This is a genomic window from Pseudovibrio sp. Ad13, from assembly GCF_001623225.1.
GTDB lineage: Bacteria > Pseudomonadota > Alphaproteobacteria > Rhizobiales > Stappiaceae > Pseudovibrio.
Window position 1 is genome coordinate 359,209 of record NZ_LMCC01000005.1, and the last position, 18,248, is coordinate 377,456.

Consider the following 18,248-nt stretch of genomic DNA (forward strand, 5'->3'; position numbering starts at 1 on the left):
CAGTGCAGATCACGAGCATTATGGTGCCCCCGACTTTCAGGGGCATCCATGTCTTTGAACTATCTGCCGGTATCTAGGAAGAATGAACATGTCTCCCGATGAGAATAAGCAGAGTGAAAAAGACATGAAAGAAACTGATCGTCACCTGTCTGAGCGGCTAGAAAAGCTCGGCAAAACGTTGGATACACGCTTGGACGAAGCCTCTGCTAAAGAGGAACCGAACAAGACCAGCGCGATGTCAGGCTTGTCACAGGCTTGGAAGATGTCTTCCGAGTTTATTGCCGCTATCTTTGTCGGGGGGGCACTCGGCTGGATGGCGGATAGCTGGATCGGGACCAAGCCGTGGGGGATGATAATTCTCCTTATGCTTGGCTTTGTTGCGGGAATATTAAACGTCCTTCGGGAGGCGGGCAAAGTCGCCGGTCCTGAAAGACGGATGAATTCCGGCAAGAAGCAGGACTAACTAATTCATCGCGCTCTTGCGCTCGTAAATTGGCACTTCAGGGGTACTACCTGTGGCTGGAAATTCAGGCAACGCGATCGATCCGATCCACCAGTTTCATATCTCCAAGATCTTTCCTGTGGAGATTGGCGGTGTTGATTTCTCCTTTACCAACGCTTCCTTGTTCATGGTTGTCACCGTCGCTGTAGCGACCTTGTTCCTCGTTCTGTCTACCAACAGACGTGGTCTGGTCCCAAGCCGCGCTCAACTCATGGCGGAAATGTCCTACGAGTTTGTTGCTGCCACATTGCGAGGATCAGCAGGCAATGACGGAATGCGGTTCTTCCCGCTCGTCTTCTCCCTGTTCATGTTCGTATTCGTTGCAAACATGCTCGGGATGTTCCCATACTTCTTCACCGTTACAAGTCAGATCATCGTGACATTTGCACTCGCAATTCTCGTGATTGGCACTGTAACGATCTACGGTTTCTTCAAGCACGGCGCAGGCTTCCTTAAGCTGTTCGTCCCAAGTGGCGTTCCAGTTGGGGTTATTCCTCTGGTGTCCACGATTGAAGTTATCTCTTTCCTTTCACGTCCAGTTAGCCTGTCCGTTCGTTTGTTCGCAAACATGCTTGCTGGTCACATCACTCTGAAGGTTTTTGCAGGTTTTGTTGTCATGCTCACCGGCTTCGGTGCAGTTGGCATCGCATCTGCGATCCTGCCTCTGATACTCACAGTTGCCATCACGGCTCTTGAGTTCCTCGTGGCATTCCTTCAGGCCTACGTCTTTACCGTTCTTACCTGCATGTATCTTGCAGATGCGCTCCATCCGAGCCACTAAGTAACGTGTAGAATCCGGGTTTCAAACCCAAAAACAAAGTCATAGACGCTATTGCTAGTTTAGGAGCACTTGTCATGGATGCAGAAGCAGCAAAATACATTGGTGCCGGTATCGCCTGCCTTGGTATGGGTGGTGCAGCTCTCGGTCTTGGAAACATCTTCGGCAGCTTCCTTGCCGGCGCACTGCGCAACCCATCTGCAGCAGATGGACAGTTTGGCCGCCTCATCCTCGGCTTTGCTGTGACCGAAGCTCTCGGCATCTTCTCCCTTCTCGTCGCACTTCTGCTGCTGTTCGCAGTATAATCGACGATAACGATTAGAGCGTTTTATGATGACGGTTCCTCATGGTAGGGACCGTCTCTAAAATCATAAAGCGTTACGAAGAGCGTTCACGGAGAAGTTGATGTCGAATACTCAAGGCAACCTGAATACAACTGCCGAAGTTGGCATTGTAGAGGAGGGCGGTAGCTTTCCTCCGTTCGACAGCACGACTTACCCGTCTCAGCTGTTGTGGTTGGTTCTTTCCTTCGGCGTTTTCTACTGGGTAATGTCGAAAGTGGTCCTCCCACGCATCGGCGGTATCCTTGAAGATCGTCGCGATCGCATCGCAGGTGATATGGCAGAAGCATCCCGTCTCAAGCAAGAGACAGATGAAGCCATTGCATCCTACGAAAGTGCTCTAGCTGAAGCGCGCAAAAAAGCCACTACCATGGCTCATGATGCACGTTCTAAGGTGAAAGCAGAGACAGAAAGCGCCCGCGCAGCGGCTGAAGAGCAGCTGGCAGCTAAGCTTTCCGAATCTGAACAGAGCATTTCCAAGATCACAGCTGAAAGCCTGTCTCATGTTGGCGAAATCGCCGCCGAGACAACAGGCGAGCTTGTAAAGGCACTTATCGGTGGCCGTGCTCCAGCGAAAGCTGAAGTTGCCAAAGCCGTTGATGCTGCACTTAAGTAAGGGGTGACAGAATGTTCGATGCAAGCCTTTGGGCACTCGTTGGTCTCATCCTCTTCTTTGCCCTGCTGTGGTACCTGAAAGTACCTGGCAAGGTTGGTGCAATGCTTGACCAGCAAGCGGACAACATCAAGCAAGAGCTTGAAGGCGCCCGTAAGCTGCGTGAAGAAGCTCAGGCTCTGATGGCCGAGTACCAGCGCAAGCGTAAAGAGGCTGAAGCGGAAGCAGATCAGATCGTTGCTGACGCAAAAGTTGAAGCTGATCGTCTGGCTGAAGAAGCCAAGGCAGCTCTCGAAGAGATGATTGCACGTCGCACCAAAGCAGCCGAAGCGAAAATCGCTCAGGCTGAAGCAAATGCGATTGCACAGGTTCGCTCCCGTGCTGCAGATGTTGCAGTTCAGGCAGCTGAAACCATCGTCGCTTCCAGCACTGCCAAAGAAGAAATTCAGGATAAAGTGCTCAAGCAGAGCATCAAACAGGTTTCTGAAAACCTGAATTGATCCTCAGAATTTCTGACAAGAATATCAAAAAAGGCTCCCGAATTTCGGGAGCCTTTTTCTTTGTCTAAACATTACTTGGCTTCAGCGTCCTGATAACAAACTAGACATGCCATTCAGCAAGTCCCAACCGTTCTGAGATGTCGATTTTAATTGGCAATGGGCTGTCATCCGGCTGGTGCATCAAAACAACATCCGCCTCTGTGCAGTGCGTCAACAACGCAATGATGCTGCCTGAGCTGAACGCATCAGCGTGTATGGTGTTCCCGGGCACCAGAATACCGCTGCCATGTGGAACAAGGAAGTTGGTGAGAGCAAACTGATCTTCTTCAAGCTGCGTCCCTACAGTGATCACAATCTCACTCTGTTCAGAAGCTGGCATGAACACATGCGGGAAGTCGTGCGTCTCAATAAAGAAACCATTCGCCACATCCAGCCGGTACTGCGGATAGGCCTTGCCAAACTCATACTCAACAGCATTCAGATTGCCATCAAACTTCAGCGGGACTGTCTGTCCTTCATCGAAGATTTTGACCCCAAAGGCCGCCGCTATGTCATCCCGATTAGGACTGATTGGCGTCACAAGAGGAATGTCGAGGCTTGTCTCAGCGGAGGCAAACAGTCCGCTTGCGCCAAACACGTTTCCGGGTGCAGGAACCTGTACGGTTGAAGCATCTAGCCATCTACCCTGCGTTTGCAGATATGACCCATCAGGCAAATTCGCGATATCAGCAGGGGAGGCAGTAACTGACTTGTGTGTACCAGCTGTTTCCTGAGCTGGTGAGGCGCTGGTTAGGAACGGGGCTTTAGCAGACAACACTGCATCTTTGCCGCCCTCCACGACGTTGTGAAGCGCGTTTGTCGTCATTCCGAGTTTGTCATTCACCATGCGATGCACAGAGACCGCAGCAAGACTGGAATCCACTTGCCGCTCCGGAATAGCAGGATTGTATTTTACGTTGATACCAAGATCTCCAAGATGACGTTCCTTGTACGTCTCTTGCAGATCAGCAGGCTTGGCAGTGTTTTGAACCGCCTGTGGTTGGACTGGGAGGGTCTCGTTCCGCACGGCACCTGTGATAGCTGGCATTTCAATGCTCCTGAATTTAAAGTTGCAATGCCGCCATGATGTGAGTTGTTACGCCTCTGGGTTGTGCCAAAATGCACTCAAAGGCGAGTAAGTGCCGCAAGGTCATTCAACTCTGCGTTATAATGCGAGAGCGTTGGAAAAGTCGGGGAGTAAGCGTTTAAAGAAGGAAGATTTGCAAAGGGCTACAACTTTCGGGAGATGTAGGTCATGAATGGTTTGAGCATCAGCCCTATAAAGAAGATGGTGTCTTTCTTCCAGATTTACGATCGTGTTGAGGTTACCTGTCGCTGGTTCATTCTTTGACGATCAGAGGCAATGTCAGCATTATAATATTGTTTAAGTATGGGGGGCATGACACAAAAAATGATCACTTCTCGTCTGGATTTATCTCCAGTTCAGTATAAAGATCTAGAAGCATACCTGCCGATTTTTATGGCGCCGGAAACCTCAGAGTACTCAGACTTTCCTAGAACTAAAACTGAAAAGCGAGCAAAGGGTTTTGTCGCTTGAATGGAACGCATTGGTGAACAAGGCAAAGGATTTTGCTGGATGATGCGGGATCACTCGAATGATGAGGTTCTTGGCTGCATACGCTTAAATTCAATAGATAAACGAGCACCCATTGCAGAAATTGGCTATGAGCTCGGCTCCCAGCATTGGAACAAAGGTTTTATGACTAAGGCACTCATTGCTGTAACCGAACATAGCCATCACCAGATGAGCCTTTATCGGCTTGAAGCCTGGACGGTTACGGGAAACCCGGCATCAAATAGAGTTCTCGAAAAAGCAGGCTTCTCATAGGAAGGCACTCAGCGAGGGAAGATAGTCCTTGGCAAACAGCGGTGCGATGTTCACTTGTTTGGCCGTTTAGCTGCTGACTAAGAGGATGTTCTACTAGCTTCCCTCAATCATCTCCCGAATAGGTCGGAAGGAACAGCGGTGGAGCGGGGTTACGCCGTGTGCTGCCAGTGCTTCCTGATGCTGTTTGGTGCCGTAGCCTTTGTGTTTGGCAAAGCCGTACTCCGGGAAATGCTTGTCCATTTTCACCATCAGGCGGTCACGGGTCACCTTGGCAACGATAGAAGCAGCTGAGATAGCGAGGCAGCGGCCATCACCCTTGATCAGTGCTTGCCCTTCCTGCGGCAGGTGATGTGGCACATCCTTGCCATCAATGAAGAACCGTTTCACCGGAACGCTGAGCGAGCGGGCGCAGGTGCGCATGCCCTGCAAGGTTGCTTCGCGAATGTTAATCCGGTCAACGGTCTGCGCACTTTGCACGCACACACTCACATCAGCCATCTCAAGGATCTGCTCAAAGAGCTCCTCGCGCTTGGCCTCGGTCAACTTCTTGGAATCGTTCAATCCCTCTGGCAGGTTGTCGTAGTCAAGGCTGGCCGCAGCAACCACCACAGGGCCAGCCCATGGCCCGCGCCCGGCTTCATCAATACCGGCAAACCGCCCTTGCAGGTCTTGCTCAACAGAGCGCTCAAAGCGCAGGTCAGGCGCATCCGGAAAGGCGATATCAAAGAGGGAGTTTGCAAAATACGACATGCCCCTCATTGCCATGCAGCCCAGCAGCTTTCAAGCATCAAAACACGCCTCGTCTACAGCAATGAAAGCTGCACACCGCCGCAAGTTGGCTTGATGAAATGGTCACAGGACAGCTTTAGTGAACGCGAGGATAAACCCTTGCTCTTACACGCCAGCTGAAAGCGCTTTGCCAGCTGGTCAGCGTAAGGACCTTTACCCTTGAAGCGCTGCGTCCACTGAGCGTCATAGTCTTTTCCATCACGCATGGAACGCAAAAGGCTCAGCACACGCCGGTAACTGCCCGGAGCCTCCCGCAAAAGCCATTCCTTGAAGAGTTCAGAAACCTCGCGAGGAAGGCGCAGCAAAATGTAACTGGCCTCTGTTGCGCCATGCTCCTTACAAACCTCAAGAATGCTTTCAAGTTCATGATCCGTCAGTCCGGGAATGATCGGAGCTGCCAGCACAGCGGTTGGAATACCCGCATCAGACAGTGCCTTGATCGCTTGCAAACGGCGAGGTGGCGTAGACGCGCGCGGTTCAAGGCTCCGCGCGATTTTCCGGTCCAGCGTGGTCACAGAAATTGCCACCTTTGCTAGATTACGCTCTGCCATTTCGCTAAGAATATCGATATCCCGCATGACCAGCGCTGACTTGGTGACAATGGTCACCGGATGGCCCGTCTTGTTCAAAACCTCCAGAACATCGCGCATGATTTTGTGCGTGCGTTCAATCGGCTGATAGGGATCAGTGTTGGTGCCAATCGCAATGGGTTTGGGTTGATAAGAGGATGCACCCAGCTCCCGCTCCAGCACCTGTGCTGCATTGGGCTTGGCAAACAAGCGGCTTTCAAAATCCAGCCCTGGCGACAGGCCCATATACGCATGGGTTGGCCGCGCAAAGCAGTAGATGCAGCCATGCTCACAGCCCCGATACGGATTGATCGAGCGATCAAAAGGCAGGTCAGGAGAGCTGTTCTTGGTGATCACATGCCGTGCAGTTTCAATCTGCACTTCTGTCTTGATCGGCGGAAGTTCATCAATTGTTCCCCAGCCGTCATCCATCAGTTCCCGGCTTTCCGCCTCAAACCGGCCAGCCTTGTTGTAATGTGCCGCACGGCCCCGACCTGTCATGTTGACCGGAAGCGAAGATCCCAAAGGATCAGCGGCCTCAGTTTCGGCCCTGTGATTTTGTGCAGTTGACATGGGGCATGCACTTTCATCTTCTTATGAGAACATAAGTGGAACATTGCTCAAAATATCTGGATTTGCAAGCCTTTACTTTCCAAAGCTAAGGCAAATCACTGTAAGCTGTTGGAATGATTAGCGCACTTATTCCCACCTATAACAGCGAGCACCGGCTGGTGCTCACCCTGTCCGCTCTGGTCCCGGCTTCTGCAGAAGGCATCCTGAAAGAAGTCATTATCACCGACGAAGGCTCATCTGATGGGACAGAGATCGTGGCAGATGCCAGCGGTGCGGATTTCGTTGGCACCACTGCGAGATCTGGCTCTGCTATGGCAGAAGGGCTCAAACGGTGCACCCGTTCCAACTGGGTTTTGCTCATCCAACCCGGCGCTATTCTGCAAGCGGGCTGGCAGGCAGAAGCCGCATCCTTCATAGAGCGCGCGGAGCGGGTCGGAACTGAGCAGAATCTGGTTGCTGTGTTTCCCAGCCGCACAGAGGAATTCGGCACTGTGGCACAACTCAAGCAGAAACTTATCACCCTCAGGCATCGCTTGCTGAAAGCATCATGCCACCAGCTCCCCATGCTGATCCACAAAGACCACCTGCAACAAGCTCTGGCGAACGCGTCAGGAATGAACCGGCAGGCTCAGTTCCAGAAGGTTTTGAGGGCTAGTCGGGTCCATTGGTTGAACGGTACAGTGATCTTTCAAAATACGACGAAATAACGCGGTACCAGCTTGGAGGGCTCATGGATTGGAATCGACACCTGAACCAATACTGCGAGCGCACCTCCGCTGCATTCTGGTCTGAGCCACTCAATGCAGTGAGCAACGCTGCTTTTATCATTGCCGCGCTGATTGCCCTTCAAATCTGGTTGAACGCACACAGCAGCGAAAAAAAAACGCATTCAACGCAAACCAACACACAAGATAACGCAGCTTTGGTTCTCATCGCTCTGCTGACCATAATTGGGATCGGGTCGTTCCTGTTCCACACCTTCGCAACCTTCTGGTCTATGCTGGCTGATGTCATCCCGATTGCGATCTTCATGCTGGTTTACTTCTACCTTGTCACGCGTCGATATATGGGTGCCAACCTCTTGATATCACTGGGTGCAACGCTGCTGTTCTTTGGGGCAATGGCATTTGGCCCAAGGCTGTTTGAGGGGATACTCGGATCCACCGCTGGCTACTTCCCAGCACTCCTCGCAATCCTGCTTTTTGCAGGCCTGACCCGCAGCAAAAACAGGCAAACATCCAACGCTTTGTTGGCCGCAGGCGTGGTCTTCGCACTTTCTATGAGTTTCCGGATTTTGGACGAACCAATTTGCTCGATTTTGCCAGTTGGAACACATTCCTTGTGGCATATTTTGAATGCAATTGTTTTGCTTATTCTAATTCGCGCATTTATACGCTTTAAGACGTATTGAGATACTGCAAAATCCTAGGCGATGGTCTAGGTTTTGCAAAACTGCGACATCTGAACCGGAAGTCATAGTGATTCCCGGTGGCGAGCCGCTCATTCACTCGGTCAGGCAAGAATAGACGATGACGGACAAAAAACGCCCTACCTCCGGCGAACTCGATGAACAAGCGCTCTTTTACCATGAGTATCCGCGCGCGGGTAAATTGGAAATTCAGGCAACTAAGCCATTGGGAAACCAGCGAGATTTGGCGCTTGCCTATTCTCCGGGTGTGGCTGCTCCGTGTTTGGCAATCCATAAGGATGAGTCAAAAGCGGCTGACTATACCGCACGTCAAAACCTTGTTGGTGTCATCTCCAATGGTACCGCGGTTCTGGGTTTAGGCGCGATTGGTCCTCTGGCATCCAAGCCGGTGATGGAAGGTAAGGCTGTCCTCTTCAAAAAGTTCGCTGGCATTGATGTATTCGACATCGAAGTCGACGAGACCAACGTTGATAAGTTCGTTGATGCAGTTGGCGTTTTGGAGCCAACCTTCGGCGGCATCAACCTGGAAGACATTAAAGCGCCAGAGTGTTTCCAGATCGAGAAACGCCTGCGTGAAAGAATGAATATCCCGGTTTTCCATGATGATCAGCACGGTACCGCGATCATCGTGTCAGCTGCGGTGCGCAATGGCATGGAGCTCTCCGGCAAAAAGCTGGATGAGATTAAAGTCGTCGCTTCCGGCGCGGGCGCCGCAGCGTTGGCTTGCCTTAACCTGCTGGTGTCCTCCGGTGTAAAGCGCGAGAACATCTGGGTTTCTGACATCGAGGGTGTTGTTTATGAGGGCCGCGAAGCCCTTATGGATGAATGGAAATCCGTATTTGCGCAGAAAACCGACAAGCGCACGCTGGATGATATCATCGAAGGCGCTGACGTCTTCATCGGCCTGTCCGCAGCTGGCGTGCTGAAGCCAGAGATGGTCGCCAAGATGGCAAAACGTCCTCTGGTGATGGGCCTTGCCAACCCGAACCCGGAAATTATGCCTGAAGATGCACTGGCTGTTCGTGACGATGTGGTCATGTGTACAGGCCGTTCGGATTACCCGAACCAGGTGAATAACGTCCTCTGCTTCCCATACATCTTCCGCGGTGCTCTGGACGTTGGCGCAACGGCCATCAACGAGGAAATGAAGCTGGCTGCTGTTGAGGCAATTGCCGCTCTGGCACGGGAAGAACCAACCGATGTGGTGGCCAAAGCCTACGGCGGTGTCACCCACACATTCGGCCCGAACTACCTCATTCCATCCCCGTTCGATAACCGCCTGATCCTGCGCATTGCCCCTGCTGTTGCAAAAGCTGCCATGGAAACTGGCGTTGCAACCCGCCCGATCGAAGACTTCGACGCCTACATGGATAAGCTGAACCGCTTCGTGTTCCGCTCCGGTATGGTGATGAAGCCAATCATCGCGCAGGCAAAGGCAGATAAGCAGCGCGTTATCTATGCTGATGGTGAAGACGAACGCGTGCTGCGAGCCGCTCAGGTGGTGCTGGAAGAAGGCCTCGCGACACCAATCCTCATTGGTCGTCCGCAGGTTCTGGAAAACCGTTGTGAGCGCTTCGGCCTGCGTATCCGTCCGGGCACAGATTTTGAGTTTGTGAACCCGGAAGACGATCCACGCTACCGTTCCTATGTTGATACACTGGTACAACTGGTTGGCCGTAAAGGCGTAACGCCGGAAGCTGCCAGAACGATGGTGCGTACAAACTCCACTGTCATTGGTGCTCTGGCGTTGCATAGAGAAGAAGCTGATGCGCTGATCACAGGCCTCGAAGGCCGCTTTGACAAGCATCTGCGTGACATCAACAACATCATTGGTTGTTCCGAAGGTGTAACGGATTTCTCAACACTCTCACTGCTGATCAACTCCAGCGGTGCGTACTTCCTTGCAGATACTTATGTCACTGAGTGTCCATCCGCTGAAGAGATCGCAGAGATCACACATCTGGCGTCTGAGCAGATCAAGCGCTTTGGTATCACACCGCGTGTTGCGCTGCTGTCCCACTCCAACTTCGGCTCCCGTCCGTCAGAAACCTCCAACAAGATGCGGGAAGCCCTGCAGATGGTTTGGAAACAGCTGCCAGAGCTGGAAGCTGAAGGTGAAATGCATGGTGATGCTGCGTTGAAGCCGGAAATCCTGAAACGTTACATGCCAGATGCGCATATCTCCGGTCCTGCGAACCTGCTGGTGTTCCCAACTCTGGATGCCTCCAACATCGCATTGAACCTCATCAAAGCAATGACAGACGCGCTTCATGTTGGTCCAATTTTGCTGGGTGCGAAGAAAACCGCTCACATCATCACGCCATCCGTGACCTCACGCGGCATCGTAAATATGACAGCACTTTCAGCTGTTGATGCACAATGTCGTAAGCAAAATGCAGGCGTTTGCCTGGCACCACATAGCTAAAACAACTCCTTCGGCGGGCACTGGTTAATATGCCCGCCGAAGTTTTGTCAGCTTGAAAATACCTTCCCCTTACGGCATGCTGATTGCATTGATACCGCTTGATATTACGGGGAGGGTAGTATGAGCTTTTCAGAAGCAACCGGGCGTCGCATTGATCGCCTGCTGGGCGAGTACGGCGAAAGCCACCAAAATCACAAAAACAAAGCCATTCACTGGATCTGTGTGCCGGTCATTTTCTGGACGGTAACCGCACTGCTGTGGTCTGTTCCAACACCGATCGGGTTGTCGAACATCTCACCGTGGCTGAACTGGTGCACGATCGGGCTGGGGCTATCGATCATCTACTACCTGTCATTGTCCATCACGCTGGCAATCGGCATGGCCGTTTTCTCAGCATTGATGATCTGGATTAACATGACTTATCAGCAGTTTGGGCTTGGCATCCCACTCTGGCAGACAGCATTGGCAGTGTTTGTGATTGCTTGGGTCGGCCAGTTTATCGGCCATCATATTGAGGGGAAAAAGCCGTCTTTCTTTAAAGATCTGCAGTTCCTGTTGGTTGGACCTGCCTGGCTCATGCATTTCATTTTTAAAAAGATTGGCATCCCGTATTGAGGGACAAAATAAAAAACGCTGCTCTTAAGGCAGCGTTTTTTCTGGGTTGATGTAAACATCACCAATTTCGCGCGTATCCATCCGCTGAAGAGCAGGGTGTGAAAGTGGGTCAGCACAATAAGGCTTTGAGCCTGCAGCTGCTTTGGTCTTTCGGGGAGATTTTCCGCGCAACAGATCTTTAAAAAGATTTTTCATTGTCATTTCCTTTGTGATTTGATGGAGCGACAATGCGTCAATTGCATTGCAAGTGCTATCTGGAATAACTAAACCCCGGTTTAGATTTACTGCTCGGAACTGTCCTCGATGAAAAATCTCAATCAAGTCAGCCTCGCTGGCCTTCGCGTTGTTGAAGCCGTCGGGCGCTTGGGCTCCCTGAAAAATGCGGCTGAAGAGTTGGGCATTACGTCCGGCGCCGTTAGCCAGCAACTGCACAAAACCGAGCATCAGTTGGGCCGCCCGCTGTTCACTCGAGAGACAGGCGGATTGAAGCTGACCAGCCTTGGCGCCGAGATTTGTCACGAGCTCACATCAGGCCTCAAGCAAATCTCAGAGGCTGTCGCATTGGCAGACCGGGATAGAGAAGAAAGCCTCTTTCTATCTGTAGCTCCGCTGTTGGCTGAGAAATGGCTGGTCTGGCGCTTGAGTAGCTTCATGAAAGCCAATCCGGACATCAATCTCAGGCTGGATGCCAACGACCAGTTGGTAAACCTCAATCACTCCGACGTAGACGCCTGTGTCCGCGTCCATAAACGAGCGCCTGATGATGTTTACTCAGAGCGCTTGTGTGAGCACTTCATCTATCCGGTCTGCTCTCCTGAGATCGCAGAGCGCCTCAAAGAGCCACGGGTTCTTCTGAATGAAGTGATCATCCGCGACTATAACTCCTATTACCGTTGGAGCGACTGGCTGGCCCCGTTTGGTCTCAAAGAAAGCCAGCTTCCAAGAGGTCATGGCTTCTCCAATGCATCGCTCTGCATGGACGCTGCAATTGCTGGTCACGGCGTGTTCTTGGGCTGGGATACGCTGGTCGCCAATGCTGTGAAGCAAGGTCAGTTGAAGATCCCGTTCGGTCACCGCTGTTCAACAGGACGATCCTACTGGTTCATCTGCAGGGAAGGGGCCTTGCGCAGCCCCAGTGTTCGCAAGCTGCGGGATTGGCTGAAAGAAGAAATCGCACAAACGGCGGTTGAGTACGAAAAAGCTGTCAAAGTCTAATCAAATAAAAAGCCCGGTAACTCAGCAGAGTTCCGGGCTTTAAAATGTCTTATGGTGTCAGCTTAGCCAGCGATCTTTGAGAAATCAGCGACCTGATGAACAGCTGCACGAATTTCTGACAGGATCTTCAGACGGTTCTCGCGAACCTCCGGTTTTTCAGCATTCACGTGGATGTCGTCAAAGAAGCCGTCAACAGGACCGCGCAGTTTGGCAAGAGCAGCCATTGCAGCGGAGAAGTCAGCAGCATCAAGCAGCGGCTTGATTTCAACCAGAACGCTATCCAGCGCAGCTGCCAAGTCTTTTTCTGCCTGTTCTTCCAGCAGAGCAGCATCAGGCTTGCCTGTAAAGGCCTTGCCGTCCTTCTTCTCTTCCGCACGCAGAATGTTCGCGGCACGCTTGTAACCTGCCAGCAGGTTGACGCCGTCTTCGCTGCCCAGCAATCCAGCAAGAGCTTCTGCCTGCTTCACGATCAGATTGATATCATCCTGACCACCACGAGCCAGAACCGCGTCAACCAGATCATGACGCACGCCTTTGTCTTTCAGAACCACCTTCATGCGGTCTGCAAAGAAGCTGAGCAGATCATCCATCAGACCTGATTCCAGAGAGGTCTCAGGGATCTTGTCGGAAACGTTTGCCAGCACCACGTCAGCCGCTTTGGAAACCATGGAGAAGATGTCTTTAACAACGCCTTCGCCGGTTTTGCCTTTGCCGATGAATGGAAGATCGGACAGTGCACTTTCACCGCGTGCAGCTGCAATGTCTGCAAGGTTGCGGCGCAGGCTCTGAACCAGAACATCACGCAGTGGCAGGCGCAGGTCGTTTTCCAACACAAGGCGAATAACACCCAAAGCAGCACGGCGCAGCGCAAACGGATCTTTGGATCCGGTTGGTTTCTCGTCGATTGCCCAGAAGCCAGCAAGAATGTCCAGCTTGTCTGCCAAAGCAACAGCGATGGAAACAGGTGATACTGGTACATCATCAGACGCGCCAGCTGGCTTGTAGTGATCTTCAATCGCCTGAGAAACAGCAGCATCTTCGCCCTGTGCTTCTGCATAGTAGCGACCCATCAGGCCTTGCAGCTCAGGGAACTCGAAAACCATTGCAGAAACGAGGTCAGCTTTCGCAAGACGTGCAGCACGCTTAGTCTGCTCGATATCAGCACCAACAAGTGGAGCGATTTCCGCAGCAAGACGCTCAAGGCGATCAACACGGGCAGCCACAGTGCCCAGCTTCTCGTGGAACACGATGTCCTGCAGCTTGGAGACGTTGCTGTCCAGCTTGGTTTTCAGGTCCGTTTCCCAGAAGAATTTTGCGTCGGCAAGGCGTGCAGAAACAACCTTTTCGTTACCAGCAATGATCTTGGTACCACCATCTTTTGCAACGATATTCGTAGTCAATGCAAACTTGTTGGAGAGGCGAGATGTGGCTGGATCGCTCAGCACGAAGTTCTTCTGGTTCACCTTAATGGTGAGCTGAATGACTTCGTCAGGCAGCTGAAGGAAGCTCTCGTCATAGGAACCGATAAGCACGGTCGGCCACTCGTTGAGGCCGGATACTTCGTCAAGAAGGCCAGCATCTTCAACCAGTTCAAGACCAAGCGCCATAGCCGCGTTTTTCGCATCTACATCGATGATGTCTTTGCGGCGGTCCGCATCAAGCACAACCTTGGCAGCTTCCAGCTTGGACATATAGTCTTCCAAGCGGCGCACTTCGATTGCCTGAGGTGCCATAAAGCGGTGACCATAAGTGGTCTGACCTGATTTGATGCCATCAACTTCAAACGGAATAACTTCTGGCTCTTCAGTCTCTGGGCCAAAGGTACAAACGATTGAATGCAGCGGGCGAACCCAACGCAAGCTGCCAGAACCCCAGCGCTGAGATTTCGGCCAAGGGAAGTTGCGAATGATGTCTGGCATCACGTCAGCAACAATATCCTCGGTCTTGCGGCCTGGCTTTTCGATAACAGCGACGTAAAAATCACCCTTTTTCGGGTCATTTTGAATCTCAGCGTCGTCAATAGAAGAAAGGCCTGCGCCACGCAGGAATCCGGCCAATGCTTTCTCAGGCGAGCCAACGCGCGGGCCCTTCCGCTCTTCACGGGTTGCTTTGGAGCCTGCAAGCAATCCAGCAATGTGCAGGGTCAGGCGGCGTGGAGTGGCATAAGCCTTCGCGCCTTCATAGGTTACACCTGCATCAACAAGAGCATTGGTCAGGAGGGATTTCAAATCCTCAGCCGCACGACGCTGCATGCGGGCAGGAATTTCCTCGCTAAAGAGTTCGAGGAGAAGATCTGGCATTGGTGAACGACGCCTTTAACTGGTCAATCAATCGCGAATTTCTAAGGTGGATAGTGCCTAGCAATACTCAAGGGCATTGTCACCCCCAATAGGCAGCGCGGAACCGTAATTGAGCAAAAAACATCAGCCGGGCACAACCAATCAACAGGGGTGTGAACAGCTGCATTGCATCAGACTTTGTGGTGCTGAGATAATCTAAGCCCGTCTACGCAGGTTCCTCAGTAGTTTCATTGAGTTCGCCAAACAGGTTGAGCTCCAGTCGCAGGCTGTTGGGATCCTGACTGGAGCTGCCCACGACCACATTGTAGACGATGCGTTCAACCACCATCTGGTTGCGTTCACTATCAAATATCGCAAGCTCCTCAATCGGGATGGAGACAGTCACCTGCCTGCTTTCACCTGCTGGAATACGAAGACGCTGGAAGCCCTTCAGCTCCTGTTTAGCGCGTTCTACTGCGGATCCTTTAGGGGCAATATATACTTGCGAAACTTCTTCCGCCTCAACTTGCCCGATATTGGCGATGGAGAACTGAACCTCAATGCTACCAGTAAGGAGCTCATCAGGAGGTGTAACAACAAGTTCCGAATAATGGAATTGAGAGTAGCTCAGACCAAACCCGAAAGGATACGCCGGTGTGACATCATCTTTGTCCAGTTTTCTGTATCCATGCCAAAGGTCATAGATCACTTTACGCGCATTGCGATCAAAGTCAGGCAGGTCACTCTCTCGCCTTGGGATGACAAACGGCAGCTTGCCACTGGGGGAGACTTCGCCGGATAGAATTCGGGCAAGTGCAGTTCCTCCCTCCATACCTGGATACCAATGCAGCAAGATGGCAGCAGGTTTATCTTGCCATTCGTTCATCAAAATAGTGCCGCCACCCATAACAACCACGACACAGTTGGAATTTGCCGCACAGACCTGCTTAATCAATTCAACATCGTGCGGAGGCAGACGAAGGCTCTGCCTGTCGCCGGAACCATAACCGTCTTCAACTCCTCCGGACTCTTGAGGTTTGCCCGCAGAACCTCCACCACCAAATGCGCGTAAAAATTGAGAGGCAATCTTCGCTTCTTCGCGGTTCCGAGGTTGAGGAAGAACCTCATGAAAGCGTGCTGCCAGATCAGCGGAGACCCATTCACCTTCACAGCTGTGGTCATTCCCGACCACCAGCACAACGGCATCCGCTCGTTTTGCGATCTGGAGGGCGCGATTGATGTTCTGGCCTCTGTCCTGCCAGATGTCGATCTTGTGTTTGTAGTAGGAACGAAGGCCTGCGAGCGGCGTGGTTATATGTGTCGGCTGTGTATCACTCGTTCCTTTGTCGCCTGTATTAGCCACACTCGCCAAACGCCCAATAACACCAATACTTTGAATGTCCTTAAGAGGTAGAAATCCACCTTCGTTCTTCAGGAGCACAGTCGACTTCTCAGCGGCCTCCTGCGCAACAGATCTAAATTCAGCGCAGCCAACGCGGGTCTTCTCGTAATGGCCTTTCCGCAGCACTCGGAGCTGTTGCAAAATAAGCCTGTAACAGGCGTCATCCAATGCTGCCTCGGAGATCTCTCCATCATCAATCAGTTCCGACAGGTGCTGGTGAAAGTGCAGTTGGAACGGCATCTCCAGATCCATGCCGGCAAGAGCAGCCTCCCTCGCATTGCGTATGCCGAACAGGAAGTCACTCAGCACAAACCCCTTAAACCCCCAATCTGTTTTCAGCAGTTGGGTGAGAAGCTCTTTGTTGTGTCCGCAAAGCTCGCCATTGATGGAACTGTAGGACGTCATAACAGCCGCTGCACCTGCCTCAACCGCCTTCCTGAAGTGAGGAAGATACACCTCATAGAGTGCTCGCTGTCCCACTGTAACATTGAGGGAAAGCTTGGAGTGTTCCATGGATGCCAGAGCAAAGTTTTTGATGCATGCCATGCCATGTTGTTGAACACCGCGAACGAGGGCTGAGCCCATTGCACCGATCAGGAAGCTGTCTTCACCATAGGATTCCTGTGCTCGTCCCCATGCCGGATGGCGCATCAGGTTAAGTGGCACGCCCCCAAACAACGTGCCACCAAAGGCGCGCATCTCATATCCAATTATTGCGCCAATCCGTTCTTCCAACTCAGGGTCAAAGGTTGCCGCTCTTGCAATCACTGTAGGAAACGTTGTGGCACCCTTCAGCACGATCCCGCGTGAGCCTTCTGTGTAATGAACACCTGGCAAGTGATGCTCTGGTAACGCCCCCGCTGCCCACGGACTGGATTGAGAGCCGCTCTTCATCATGTCCCGAACGCCCGGCCAGAAGGCCTGATCACCGTCTCGCATGGCCAGTTTGTCATCACGGCTCAACCGCGAAACAATCGCTCTGGCGATCTGCTCATCACTCAGGTTTTGCGTGGATGAAGGTTGAGCAGTCATCTCAGGTGGAGGGATGGAAGAGGCTGCTGCAGTGCCATCTTCGTGCGCTTCGGTACTTTCGACAGTCATGGAACAGAGAACTCCGCGAATGCACCCCAATTTGGATCAGCGCATAGATACGCAGGCAGCTGGCAACGGGGGAGTGATTTGCAAATCAAACAGGATATCGCTTCTGAAAATATCCGTTTGATTGCAGTCCTGAAAACCTACTGATTATCAGCAGGCATCTTTCAAGGAGTCGAAGTGCAGAGCGAGTAACAACAAAAAATGCCGAGGCATTTCTGCCCCGGCACTTAAAAAGCATCATGTAGGCTGTGACTAGCCTTTGTAGCCCACACCACCAGCTTCGGTCTGCAGGAAGGCTGCACCACAAGCTTTGGAAAGTTCACGCACACGCAGAATATAACTCTGCCGCTCGGTTACGGAAATGACACCGCGCGCATCAAGCAGGTTGAACACGTGGGAGCATTTAAGCGCCTGGTCATAAGCAGGCATAACAACCTTCTGCAGGCTATCGCCAGCTTTCTCCATCGCTTCTGCGCTTGCTGCCAGCAGACGCTTACACTCGCGCTCATGATCCGCAAAGTGGCGGAACAGCATTTCAGTGTCGGAATGCTCGAAGTTATGACGGGAATATTCCTGCTCGGCCTGCAAGAACACATCGCCATAAGTAACCTTCTCGTCGCCTTCAAGGCCATTGAAGTTCAGGTCGTAAACATTGTCGACACCCTGAACATACATGGCAATGCGCTCAAGACCATAAGTCAACTCACCAGCAACTGGCTTACATTCAAAACCAGCTACTTGTTGGAAGTATGTGAACTGAGAAACTTCCATGCCGTCACACCAGCATTCCCAACCAAGGCCCCATGCGCCAAGTGTCGGGTTCTCCCAGTCATCCTCAACGAAGCGAATGTCATGGATTTCTGTATCAATGCCGATTGCACGCAAGGAAGCCAGATATAGCTCCTGAAGGTTCGCAGGAGAAGGCTTCAGCATAACCTGAAACTGATAGTAGTGCTGCAAGCGCATTGGATTTTCGCCATAGCGACCATCGGTAGGACGGCGAGATGGCTGCACATACGCCACTTTCCATGGACGAGGTCCAAGCGAACGCAGTGTTGTTGATGGATGGGAAGTGCCCGCGCCGACTTCCATGTCATATGGCTGCACAATAACGCAGCCCTGATCGGCCCAGAATCTCTGGAGAGTCATGAGGAGACCCTGAAAGGACTTGGTTGGCTGCATATGTGCCGGAACGGCTTCACTAGACATGGGAGTGTTTCCTGAAAATCCAA

At 52.1% G+C, this 18,248-nt stretch carries 18 protein-coding genes; 11 read left to right on the forward strand and 7 right to left on the reverse strand.

The window, feature by feature from the left end:
- The first annotated feature begins 88 nt into the window (after positions 1–88).
- The 5 genes from PsAD13_RS08435 to PsAD13_RS08455 all read left to right on the forward strand — a co-directional run bounded on the left by PsAD13_RS08435 (position 89) and on the right by PsAD13_RS08455 (position 2,734).
- Positions 89–463 (forward strand): AtpZ/AtpI family protein, encoded by a 375-nt coding sequence (locus tag PsAD13_RS08435; protein WP_108817844.1) that lies wholly within the window; start codon positions 89–91, stop codon positions 461–463.
- A 52-nt stretch (positions 464–515) separates the two neighbouring features.
- Positions 516–1,283, forward strand: coding sequence for a F0F1 ATP synthase subunit A (locus tag PsAD13_RS08440; protein ID WP_057462888.1), 768 nt, complete (start codon positions 516–518; stop codon positions 1,281–1,283).
- A 74-nt stretch (positions 1,284–1,357) separates the two neighbouring features.
- Positions 1,358–1,585, forward strand: a complete 228-nt coding sequence (locus PsAD13_RS08445; RefSeq protein WP_063295525.1) for a F0F1 ATP synthase subunit C — start codon at positions 1,358–1,360, stop codon at positions 1,583–1,585.
- Between the two features lie 100 nt (positions 1,586–1,685).
- Positions 1,686–2,237 carry a F0F1 ATP synthase subunit B gene (locus PsAD13_RS08450; RefSeq protein WP_063302419.1) on the forward strand — a complete coding sequence of 184 codons (552 nt, stop codon included), beginning with the start codon at positions 1,686–1,688 and terminating at the stop codon, positions 2,235–2,237.
- Between the two features lie 11 nt (positions 2,238–2,248).
- A complete protein-coding gene (locus tag PsAD13_RS08455; RefSeq protein ID WP_057462886.1) occupies positions 2,249–2,734 on the forward strand; it encodes an ATP F0F1 synthase subunit B in 486 nt (161 codons plus the stop codon).
- A 100-nt stretch (positions 2,735–2,834) separates the two neighbouring features.
- On the opposite strand, the gene PsAD13_RS08460 is transcribed toward PsAD13_RS08455, so the two are convergent.
- On the reverse strand, positions 2,835–3,821 hold the full coding sequence (locus tag PsAD13_RS08460) for a hypothetical protein (protein WP_063317859.1): 987 nt from the start codon (positions 3,819–3,821) through the stop codon (positions 2,835–2,837).
- A gap of 510 nt (positions 3,822–4,331) precedes the next feature.
- Here PsAD13_RS08460 and PsAD13_RS08465 point away from each other — a divergent pair.
- Complete coding sequence (locus tag PsAD13_RS08465) at positions 4,332–4,622, forward strand: GNAT family N-acetyltransferase (RefSeq protein ID WP_063317860.1); 291 nt, start codon at positions 4,332–4,334, stop codon at positions 4,620–4,622.
- Between the two features lie 93 nt (positions 4,623–4,715).
- On the opposite strand, the gene PsAD13_RS08470 is transcribed toward PsAD13_RS08465, so the two are convergent.
- Both PsAD13_RS08470 and PsAD13_RS08475 read right to left on the reverse strand, forming a co-directional pair.
- Entirely contained in the window at positions 4,716–5,372 is a 657-nt protein-coding gene (locus PsAD13_RS08470; RefSeq protein WP_063317861.1) for a ribonuclease HII, read from the reverse strand.
- A gap of 53 nt (positions 5,373–5,425) precedes the next feature.
- Positions 5,426–6,481, reverse strand: coding sequence for a PA0069 family radical SAM protein (locus PsAD13_RS08475; protein WP_244275131.1), 1,056 nt, complete (start codon positions 6,479–6,481; stop codon positions 5,426–5,428).
- A gap of 185 nt (positions 6,482–6,666) precedes the next feature.
- On the opposite strand from PsAD13_RS08475, the gene PsAD13_RS08480 reads away from it, so the two are divergent.
- From PsAD13_RS08480 to PsAD13_RS08495, 4 genes are all read left to right on the forward strand, one after another.
- Positions 6,667–7,260: a glycosyltransferase gene (locus tag PsAD13_RS08480; RefSeq protein WP_063317863.1), complete on the forward strand. Its 594-nt coding sequence runs from the start codon at positions 6,667–6,669 to the stop codon at positions 7,258–7,260.
- Positions 7,261–7,283: 23 nt separating this feature from the next.
- Entirely contained in the window at positions 7,284–7,964 is a 681-nt protein-coding gene (locus tag PsAD13_RS08485; protein WP_063317864.1) for a ceramidase domain-containing protein, read from the forward strand.
- A gap of 118 nt (positions 7,965–8,082) precedes the next feature.
- Positions 8,083–10,407 (forward strand): NADP-dependent malic enzyme, encoded by a 2,325-nt coding sequence (locus tag PsAD13_RS08490; protein ID WP_063302413.1) that lies wholly within the window; start codon positions 8,083–8,085, stop codon positions 10,405–10,407.
- A 120-nt stretch (positions 10,408–10,527) separates the two neighbouring features.
- A complete protein-coding gene (locus tag PsAD13_RS08495) occupies positions 10,528–11,022 on the forward strand; it encodes an Mpo1-like protein (protein ID WP_057464857.1) in 495 nt (164 codons plus the stop codon).
- Between the two features lie 24 nt (positions 11,023–11,046).
- Here PsAD13_RS08495 and PsAD13_RS27765 read toward each other — a convergent pair whose 3' ends face one another.
- Entirely contained in the window at positions 11,047–11,217 is a 171-nt protein-coding gene (locus PsAD13_RS27765; protein ID WP_162531840.1) for a hypothetical protein, read from the reverse strand.
- 108 nt (positions 11,218–11,325) lie between these two features.
- Here PsAD13_RS27765 and PsAD13_RS08500 point away from each other — a divergent pair, with 108 nt between their 5' ends.
- Positions 11,326–12,237, forward strand: a complete 912-nt coding sequence (locus PsAD13_RS08500; RefSeq protein ID WP_063317865.1) for a LysR substrate-binding domain-containing protein — start codon at positions 11,326–11,328, stop codon at positions 12,235–12,237.
- Positions 12,238–12,299: 62 nt separating this feature from the next.
- On the opposite strand, the gene glyS is transcribed toward PsAD13_RS08500, so the two are convergent.
- The 3 genes from glyS to PsAD13_RS08515 form a co-directional block, all read right to left on the reverse strand.
- Positions 12,300–14,537, reverse strand: a complete 2,238-nt coding sequence (glyS, locus tag PsAD13_RS08505; RefSeq protein ID WP_063317866.1) for a glycine--tRNA ligase subunit beta — start codon at positions 14,535–14,537, stop codon at positions 12,300–12,302.
- Positions 14,538–14,742: 205 nt separating this feature from the next.
- On the reverse strand, positions 14,743–17,019 hold the full coding sequence (locus PsAD13_RS08510; RefSeq protein ID WP_063317867.1) for a glycoside hydrolase family 3 C-terminal domain-containing protein: 2,277 nt from the start codon (positions 17,017–17,019) through the stop codon (positions 14,743–14,745).
- 249 nt (positions 17,020–17,268) lie between these two features.
- Entirely contained in the window at positions 17,269–18,225 is a 957-nt protein-coding gene (locus PsAD13_RS08515) for a glycine--tRNA ligase subunit alpha (protein WP_063317868.1), read from the reverse strand.
- Positions 18,226–18,248 lie beyond the last annotated feature (23 nt).

Excerpts from the sequence above, each read along its gene's own strand:
- PsAD13_RS08485 (WP_063317864.1), top strand. The coding sequence starts at position 7,284 with ATGGATTGGAATCGACACCTGAACCAATACTGCGAGCGCACCTCCGCT.
- PsAD13_RS08490 (WP_063302413.1), top strand. The coding sequence starts at position 8,083 with ATGACGGACAAAAAACGCCCTACCTCCGGCGAACTCGATGAACAAGCG.
- glyS (WP_063317866.1), bottom strand. The coding sequence starts at position 14,537 with ATGCCAGATCTTCTCCTCGAACTCTTTAGCGAGGAAATTCCTGCCCGC.
- PsAD13_RS08435 (WP_108817844.1), top strand. The coding sequence starts at position 89 with ATGTCTCCCGATGAGAATAAGCAGAGTGAAAAAGACATGAAAGAAACT.
- PsAD13_RS08455 (WP_057462886.1), top strand. The coding sequence starts at position 2,249 with ATGTTCGATGCAAGCCTTTGGGCACTCGTTGGTCTCATCCTCTTCTTT.
- PsAD13_RS08495 (WP_057464857.1), top strand. The coding sequence starts at position 10,528 with ATGAGCTTTTCAGAAGCAACCGGGCGTCGCATTGATCGCCTGCTGGGC.
- PsAD13_RS27765 (WP_162531840.1), bottom strand. The coding sequence starts at position 11,217 with ATGAAAAATCTTTTTAAAGATCTGTTGCGCGGAAAATCTCCCCGAAAG.
- PsAD13_RS08460 (WP_063317859.1), bottom strand. The coding sequence starts at position 3,821 with ATGCCAGCTATCACAGGTGCCGTGCGGAACGAGACCCTCCCAGTCCAA.
- PsAD13_RS08475 (WP_244275131.1), bottom strand. The coding sequence starts at position 6,481 with ATGACAGGTCGGGGCCGTGCGGCACATTACAACAAGGCTGGCCGGTTT.
- PsAD13_RS08480 (WP_063317863.1), top strand. The coding sequence starts at position 6,667 with ATGATTAGCGCACTTATTCCCACCTATAACAGCGAGCACCGGCTGGTG.
- PsAD13_RS08470 (WP_063317861.1), bottom strand. The coding sequence starts at position 5,372 with ATGTCGTATTTTGCAAACTCCCTCTTTGATATCGCCTTTCCGGATGCG.
- PsAD13_RS08445 (WP_063295525.1), top strand. The coding sequence starts at position 1,358 with ATGGATGCAGAAGCAGCAAAATACATTGGTGCCGGTATCGCCTGCCTT.
- PsAD13_RS08450 (WP_063302419.1), top strand. The coding sequence starts at position 1,686 with ATGTCGAATACTCAAGGCAACCTGAATACAACTGCCGAAGTTGGCATT.
- PsAD13_RS08500 (WP_063317865.1), top strand. The coding sequence starts at position 11,326 with ATGAAAAATCTCAATCAAGTCAGCCTCGCTGGCCTTCGCGTTGTTGAA.
- PsAD13_RS08515 (WP_063317868.1), bottom strand. The coding sequence starts at position 18,225 with ATGTCTAGTGAAGCCGTTCCGGCACATATGCAGCCAACCAAGTCCTTT.
- PsAD13_RS08510 (WP_063317867.1), bottom strand. The coding sequence starts at position 17,019 with ATGACTGTCGAAAGTACCGAAGCGCACGAAGATGGCACTGCAGCAGCC.
- PsAD13_RS08465 (WP_063317860.1), top strand. The coding sequence starts at position 4,332 with ATGGAACGCATTGGTGAACAAGGCAAAGGATTTTGCTGGATGATGCGG.